This window comes from Micromonospora sp. NPDC051296, from assembly GCF_040682255.1.
Lineage (GTDB): Bacteria > Actinomycetota > Actinomycetes > Mycobacteriales > Micromonosporaceae > Micromonospora > Micromonospora craterilacus.
Genome location: NZ_JBFBAO010000396.1, coordinates 1 through 6,069 on the forward strand (window position 1 = coordinate 1; position 6,069 = coordinate 6,069).

The window sequence follows — 6,069 nt, forward strand, 5'->3', positions numbered from 1 at the left end:
CGGGACTCGTCACCGGGTCACCTCACTGACCCAGGGGTGACGCGCGGGGCGGGGCGTGGGGTCCGGGCCGGTTGATTTTCCGCCCCGCCGCCGGAGGCGGGCGGGGCGGCGGCTCCGCAGGAGCCGTTTACCGCGCCCCGGCCCGCGCCGCGCGGAGCGCCTTGATCTAGTACAGGCCAATTCGGCAACAGATCACAGGAAGCGCTCCGAGTCGACCACGCCGGCACGAACACAACACCCACCCCGGCCGCCGTCGTCCGGCGTCACCTTCGGGGGATCGCTGCGGCTCATCCGCGTCTGACGCTGGCTGCCCTGTCTGCTCCGCGCGTGGTCGCCTGCCAACCCTCTCCTACATCGGCGCCGCGGCTTCCTCATGGCCTGACCCGCTCGGGCTCTCCCCTCGCCCGTTCCCACCACTTCACCCACCACCCGATTAGCACATCTGTACGATCACCGAATGGCGAGGGAGCTGGTCACGCGCTGGTGGAACGGAACGTGGGGCCGGCTAACTCGGCGTGACGTGTGGCTCGCCCGCGAGGTCCGTTGGCACGTCGTCGCCAGGGCCGGCGACTCCGAGACAGGCAAGGTTCTCCGCTGGGAGTTCGACACCGAGGACGAGGCCAGGCAGCTGGCCACGCGTCTCGTGAAAGCCGATGGCGGCAAGTGGCGCGAGATCACCGGCAACGCTACAACGAAACCGCCCGAATGACTCACCGCGGCTTGCCCTGCACACCCTGGTCCAGGAGCGCTTGGGCTATCTGGCGCATCGACGTGACCACCGCGTCCGCGCCCGCCGCATGGAACGCTGCTACCTTCGCTGGCTTGTTCGCGTACCCAATCACACGGGCGCCTGCGGCTTTGGCTCCTTCGATGTCCGAGAGTGAGTCGCCAACCAACACACACAGCGCCGGGACGATCCCAAGGGATACCGATGCGTCGAAGATGGGCGCAGGGTTCGGCTTCATGCGCGAAGGATCGGCGTACGCCCGGCCGACAGTCTTGGCGACATGCCGGCTCAGTCGGTGCTCCCTCAGATAGGTCTCCACTGCCTGCGGTGAGTTGTTGCTGACCACCGCGATCGGCAGGTGCAGCTGGCGTGCAGCCACGATTACCTCCCGGCCATAGGCAGTGGGTTCCGCAGTCGATGCCGCCCTCACCTCTGCTGCGATCAGGGCCTCTTCGACAACGCGGGTTAGCTCCTGATTCGTCAAGCTGCCGGTCCGCCTCAGGACCTCTAGCGGGTCCGCTTCTTCGGACAGGTCATCCATGATTGCCGCGCCCTGGCTCGCCAGCAGATCTAGCAGCTCCGTCGCAACCTGTGGGGCCGGGTAGTTGGCAAAGATGCTGCACACCGGGCCGTCGAAGTCGAGCAGCAGGGCGCGGGCATCGCGGCACAACTGCTCAAGGTCGGCGGTCATCCTTCGTACCGATAGGCGATCGTCGTCCACAGGGAGTCGAACCACTGGCGGGATGCCTCCACAAACTGGGTGCCGTGAGAGGTGCCGTCGTCGGTGACGGCGTAGTGGAAGAGCGGGACGTCCTTGCCCATAAGGTCGTAGATGGCTGTGGGCTCGCCCTTGATGGTGACGGTCCGTTCGACGGCGGGGTAGAACCCGAAGAACACCTCTTCGCCGTTGAGTACGTAGAGCTTGAACTGTGGGGAACCGCGGTGCATCCGCACCTCAACCGTGGCCGAGCGGATCAAGCCCAGGTCGCCTAGCTCCGTGACCTGGTCAACGATGCCATCGGCGGCCCTGCGGGTGATGCGGTTGGCTCGCTCTCGTACGGCCGGGTCGTCGGACTGTGTCTCGGCCCTAGCGGGCAGCGCCATGGGAACTGACATGTCGGAGACCAGTACGCGCACCGCGATCGTTTCCGGAGCGAGGCGACCAACGCGGACCTTGTCCAGTACTTCGGCAAGTGCATCCCGCAGTGTCTCGCCGGAGAAGCCGGCGAAGTCGATCGTGACGTGAGGCCGCTCGAACGCGGCTTCGATGTGGGGTCGTAGCTCCACTGCCCGCTGCGTCTGGGCTCGGACGAAGGCGCCGCTGCCTTGCCTGGTGATAATGAGGCGCTCCGAGCGGAGTAGTTCTAGTGCTCGCTTGACGGTCTCCCGTGCGACTCCATAGCGGGAAGCGAGTTCGGGCTGCGACGGCAGCTTGTCGCCGGGCGCCAGTCGGCGCGTGAGGATCGCGGCCCGGAGCTTGTTTGCGATCTGCTGTGACGCCTGCTTCGGGTCATCGGGGTCAAGTTTCCCCAGGTAGTCCAGGTTTTCGGCCACAAGCCAAGGATACCCCTGGCTAGCCAAGCCAGGAAACTCCGACCCAAACTCTTGACCTGGCTAGCCAAGCGCCCCTAGTCTCGACATCAAGCCACTTGGCTAGCCAGGCACCCCAAGCCTGGTGCCTCGTTTCGGCCGGAACCGTCCGGCCGAGCAGGAAGCGCCTAGCGCTGAAGGAGAAACGATGGCTCTTCGTGGTGGTACTCGGTTCTCGGTTCCGTTCGAGGCGGTCTTCCCGCACGGCGCGGTGTTCGTGCCGGACTCGATCGCGGAGGCACAGGACTTCAACGAGGCGACCCGGCAGCGGACGCCGGCTAAGGACAAGGTGACGGGTCAGCGGGTGTGGCAGTGCCGGGTGATGGACATGGACCCGGAGTTGGGTGCCCGATCGCGTGAGGTGTCGATCAAGGTCCTGGCGGACCACCAGCCGGTTCCGCCGGTGGGTCCGTTCCAGCCGGTGGAGTTCGAGGGCCTGACCGTGACGCCGTACGTCGGGTCGAACGGCCGGTTGGCGTTCTCCTACCGGGCGACCGCGCTGGTCGCGCCGAAGACCCTGGCCGAGACGCGCGGTAAGGCCGCCTGATGGCCTCCGTGACGGCGGGCGTGCACATCGACGCCGACACCGAACTGTCGTTCCGGTCCCACCCGGACGAGAACCGGATCGTGCTCAAGCTGGGCGAGCTTGGCAACAACGTGGCCGTGTTCCTGCCTCGTGCCGAGATCGACCGGTTGGCCGGTGTGCTGGCCAACGCGCGTGAGTCCCTGTCGGTCCCGTTGGCTGCGGCCTCCTGACTGCCTCTGTCGTCACCGGCTCATCACCCGGTGGCGGTGGTGGCGGCCAGATCGTCTGGCGGCTGGAAAGGAGTACCCGTCATGGGTCTGTTCGGGGGTAGGAAGCCGGAGCCGGTCCGCCGTGACCAGGTGATGAAGCTGATCAACCTGGGGATGAAGGAAACGGACGCCGCTGATCGGGACATCGACAGCCCGGAGTTCGACACGGCCAAGGCCGCGTTCGAAACCGCCTTGGGCAAGGCGACCCCGGCGGAGAAGGCCGCCGCGATCGACGCGCTCAGGCGGCACGGCTACTGACCCACCGTTGGGGTGACTGGTGTCGCCGTGCGCCGAGCTTCAACTTGCGGGTTCGGCGTGCGGGGCGAGGTCAGTCAGCCGACTGGCTGAAAAGGGTGGCCCGCCGAGAGTTGCACCTCCCGGCGGGCCGGTCGGCAGGACTCAGGAGGTCCCACCGATGGCCAAAGGTACTCGCCCGCCTTCGTGTACGTGCAACAACTCGGGCGCGTGTGGCTACTGCCCCCGCATCGCGGTGACCGCGACCAGGCAGGGACAGGTGTCAGGCGCTGGCCGGTCCGGCAAGGCCGGTCTCGACGCGGCGGCTCGTATCGAGCGCCGCCACAAGTAACACCAACTGATTGATGGCGCGGGGCGGTCTCGGCCCTAGGAAAGCTCGACCGCCCCGCTGCCCTCCAAAACCCCTGTCGGCCTGGAAGGGCGGTCTCATCATGCCAACTGTTCTGGACTGGCGTCGTTCCGGCGGTGCCGGCGAGCCGGTCCCGTGCGTGCTCTGCGGGAAGCCGGCGATCTGCCGCAGCCCGAAGGGCACCCCGGTACACAAGGTCTGCGCGGAAACGTGGATCGACCAGCAGACCCGCAAGGCGGTGGCGTAATGCGCGCCCCGCTGGTCAACTTCCGCCGCTTCCAGATCTCCGCCCCGTGGCCGCTGGTCTGGACCGTCACCGCCCTGTTCCTGCTCGCCGGCCTCACCGGCCTCGCGGTCCGGCTGCTGGTGGCCGCGGTCCGACACTGGCGAGCCTGGCCCGCCGTCGCCCTGGTCCTGCTCGCCGTCGACACCTACCGCTCCCACGGCTGGTGGCCTCACCTCCTGGTCCTGCTCGTCGCCGCCGCTACGGCCGCCGTCTGGTGGTGGCGCGGTCGGGACTCGTTCCACCGCCTGGTCGTGCTCCGCGCGGTGACGCTGTGGCGGCGGCTGTGGGTGTACCGCAGGCAGTGGCACGAGGTCATGTCCCTGTGCGGCCTAGTGAAGAAGTACGACGGCGGGGAGAAGCTGCCGCGGCTGTTGTCGGTGCGCTGCTCGTACGCCACCGATGAGCTGGTGCTGCGGATGCCGAAGGGCCAGAACCCGGAGGTCTACCACAAGGCGGCCCGGGACCTCGCGTACTCGTTCGGCACCCGGCACTGCCGCGTGTTCTCCGGCCGCCGACAGGCACCCCCGGACCGTACGGGACGTCTCGCGTGGCTGCTGCGTCTGGTGGATCGGGTGCGGTTCCGGGACCGGCCCCGCCACGTCTGGCTGGTGTTCATCCGCCGCGATCCGCTGACCCGCGTCGTCGCCCCGCTGCCCGTGCCCGTCCGGCCGGACTTCACCGCCCTGCCGCTGGGGCTGCGGGAAGACCTCGCCACCTACTGCCTTCGCCTCCTCGCCACCCACGTCCTGATCGGTGGAGCGACGCGGATGGGCAAGGGCTCGGTCATCTGGTCCCTGCTCCGCGCTCTGGCGGCCGGTATCCGGTCGGGTCTGGTGCGGGTGTGGGCGATCGACCCGAAGGGCGGCATGGAGCTGTCCATCGGTCGGGCGTTGTTCTCTCGGTACGTCGATGACGACTGGTCCCGCATGGCTGACCTCCTGGACGACGCCGTGACCCGGATGCGCGCCCGTCAGAAGGCGTTGCGGGGCAAGGTGCGGGTGCACACGCCGACCACGGATGAGCCGCTGATCGTCGTGGTGATTGACGAGATCGCCGCGCTGCTGGCGTTCCTGCCCGACAGCGACATCCGCCAACGCATCACCCAGGCGCTGGGACTGCTGCTGACCCAAGGTGCCGGGTTGGGTGTGCTGGTCGTCGCCGCGACCCAGGACCCGCGTAAGGAAGTCGTCTCGGTCCGGGACTTCTTCCCCACCCGCATCGCCCTCGGCCTCACCGAACGTGCTCACGTCGACCTGCTACTCGGTGACGGTGCCCGCGACCGCGGAGCACTCGCCGACCAGATCCCCCTGTCGGCCAAGGGCGTCGCCTACGTCCTGCTGGACGGCCAGCCTGAGCCGGCGCGGGTGCGGTTCTCCTTCCTGCCCGACGACGTGATCCGGGACATGGCGGCCACCTTCCCCGCCCCGCCGGAGATCCAGCCCGAACCAGCCCCAGCCCCGGCCCCGGCTCCGGCGCCGCGCAGCAACGGCAACGGCAACGGCAACGGCAACGGGCGGCACACCTATCGGCCGACCCCGCCGAAGCAGGCCGCGCCGCTGCTACCGCCGTCACTGCTGAACGCCCTGGACCCCACCAACGGGAGTGACCCGCGATGACCACCAACGAGCTGCCCGAGTCGGCCCCGGTGCGGATGCCCTACGCCGACGAACCCGACCCCACCGCGCCGGAGCCGCGCCGCTTCTACCGGCTGCGCGCCCCGCACGTCGACAAGGCGTCGGTGCCGGTCACGGTCCGGGTCACCCCCGACGCAGACCTGTACGTCGCGGTCGGCTCCGGCCGCCGCCGCATGTACCTGACCCCCAACGAGGCGTGGGCGCTGTGGCGCTGCCTCTCCGAAGCCATCGCCTCCACCGGCGAACCGCCGGAGTGGATCCGCGTCCACATCACCCCCACCCACCGCTGACCTGGCTGCTTGGAGCTTCCCTGATGCGTACCCGTCGACTCGCCCGCCGGCCCATCCGCCGTATCTGCCTCGACCTGTCCCACACCGACCCCGACCAGCACTGCGTGTACTGCGCGCCCGACACCCAGGCCGGCGACATCATC

Annotated in this window: 9 protein-coding genes; 7 read left to right on the forward strand and 2 right to left on the reverse strand. The window is 68.6% G+C overall.

Features of this window, described 5'->3' with window-relative positions:
* The first annotated feature begins 457 nt into the window (after positions 1-457).
* Complete coding sequence (locus AB0M52_RS28955) at positions 458-709, forward strand: hypothetical protein (RefSeq protein ID WP_363960235.1); 252 nt, start codon at positions 458-460, stop codon at positions 707-709.
* Position 710: 1 nt separating this feature from the next.
* Here the strand turns inward: AB0M52_RS28955 and AB0M52_RS28960 are convergent, their stop codons facing one another.
* Together AB0M52_RS28960 and AB0M52_RS28965 are read right to left on the reverse strand one after the other, a co-directional pair.
* Complete coding sequence (locus AB0M52_RS28960) at positions 711-1,418, reverse strand: HAD family phosphatase (protein ID WP_363960238.1); 708 nt, start codon at positions 1,416-1,418, stop codon at positions 711-713.
* Positions 1,415-2,281, reverse strand: a complete 867-nt coding sequence (locus AB0M52_RS28965; protein WP_363960241.1) for a winged helix-turn-helix domain-containing protein — start codon at positions 2,279-2,281, stop codon at positions 1,415-1,417. Before AB0M52_RS28965 ends, AB0M52_RS28960 begins: the two co-directional genes overlap by 4 nt.
* A gap of 184 nt (positions 2,282-2,465) precedes the next feature.
* Here AB0M52_RS28965 and AB0M52_RS28970 point away from each other — a divergent pair, with 184 nt between their 5' ends.
* The 6 genes from AB0M52_RS28970 to AB0M52_RS28995 all read left to right on the forward strand — a co-directional run bounded on the left by AB0M52_RS28970 (position 2,466) and on the right by AB0M52_RS28995 (position 5,926).
* Positions 2,466-2,864, forward strand: a complete 399-nt coding sequence (locus AB0M52_RS28970) for a transcriptional regulator (RefSeq protein ID WP_363960243.1) — start codon at positions 2,466-2,468, stop codon at positions 2,862-2,864.
* Positions 2,864-3,073, forward strand: a complete 210-nt coding sequence (locus AB0M52_RS28975) for a hypothetical protein (protein ID WP_363960246.1) — start codon at positions 2,864-2,866, stop codon at positions 3,071-3,073. Before AB0M52_RS28970 ends, AB0M52_RS28975 begins: the two co-directional genes overlap by 1 nt.
* An 81-nt stretch (positions 3,074-3,154) precedes the next feature.
* Complete coding sequence (locus tag AB0M52_RS28980) at positions 3,155-3,370, forward strand: hypothetical protein (protein ID WP_363960249.1); 216 nt, start codon at positions 3,155-3,157, stop codon at positions 3,368-3,370.
* Positions 3,371-3,798: 428 nt separating this feature from the next.
* On the forward strand, positions 3,799-3,963 hold the full coding sequence (locus AB0M52_RS28985) for a hypothetical protein (protein ID WP_363960252.1): 165 nt from the start codon (positions 3,799-3,801) through the stop codon (positions 3,961-3,963).
* Positions 3,963-5,618, forward strand: a complete 1,656-nt coding sequence (locus tag AB0M52_RS28990) for an FtsK/SpoIIIE domain-containing protein (RefSeq protein ID WP_363960255.1) — start codon at positions 3,963-3,965, stop codon at positions 5,616-5,618. The genes AB0M52_RS28985 and AB0M52_RS28990 overlap by 1 nt, the downstream gene beginning before the upstream one ends.
* Positions 5,615-5,926 carry a spread protein gene (locus tag AB0M52_RS28995; RefSeq protein WP_363960258.1) on the forward strand — a complete coding sequence of 104 codons (312 nt, stop codon included), beginning with the start codon at positions 5,615-5,617 and terminating at the stop codon, positions 5,924-5,926. The genes AB0M52_RS28990 and AB0M52_RS28995 overlap by 4 nt, the downstream gene beginning before the upstream one ends.
* Positions 5,927-6,069 lie beyond the last annotated feature (143 nt).